1 protein-coding gene is annotated in these 561 nt (G+C 55.8%); it reads right to left on the bottom strand.

Features of this window, described 5'->3' with window-relative positions:
• Position 1: 1 nt before the first annotated feature.
• On the bottom strand, positions 2 to 532 hold the full coding sequence (locus tag ORL50_RS28725; RefSeq protein WP_266020081.1) for a cupin: 531 nt from the start codon (positions 530 to 532) through the stop codon (positions 2 to 4).
• Positions 533 to 561 lie beyond the last annotated feature (29 nt).

Raw genomic sequence — 561 nt, 5'->3', positions numbered from 1 at the left:
CTCAACGCTGGGCAGCCCAATACCGGTGTACGGCGCCTTGCGAGCCTTGCACCGGATCCTGGTCGGGAAACGGCAGCGTGTCGATGCTCGCCAGTTGGGCTCTGGTTGGCGCCTCGCGGCAGATATCTGCATGTTGCCCTGGCGGATAAGCACCGACGACCAGAAAGTCTTCGCTTGAGTCTAAATTGCAATGGCCAGTGCCGGCAGGCAGTAGCAAAACGTCGCCTGGACTGACTTCAAGTACATGACCATCCGGGCCACCCAGCATCAACCGAGCCCGACCACTTGCGATGCCAAGTACTTCATGTCCTTCAGTATGGTAATGGTGGTAGCTGTAAACCCCATATCGCCATTGTGGTGGCCAGCCATTGGCAATGAAAATTCGCTCGAACAGTGCAGCCGGATCGTCGCCCTGAACTGCAATCGAGGCTGGGTAAACGAGTATTGGCAGGTGCGGGTTGTTGGGAACCCATTGGTTGCGTTCAAACATCAGGGTTTGAACGGTAGCTGTCTCAGTTCGCGGTTTTTTCATTTAAGGATCTCCGAAACCTAGATGCGGCG

Origin of the sequence: Pseudomonas sp. RIT-562 (genome assembly GCF_026241895.1) — a bacterium.
Taxonomy (GTDB): domain Bacteria; phylum Pseudomonadota; class Gammaproteobacteria; order Pseudomonadales; family Pseudomonadaceae; genus Aquipseudomonas; species Aquipseudomonas mandelii_F.
This window is presented reverse-complemented; position numbering and strand designations above follow the sequence as displayed.

Excerpts from the sequence above, each read along its gene's own strand:
- ORL50_RS28725 (WP_266020081.1), bottom strand. The coding sequence starts at position 532 with ATGAAAAAACCGCGAACTGAGACAGCTACCGTTCAAACCCTGATGTTT.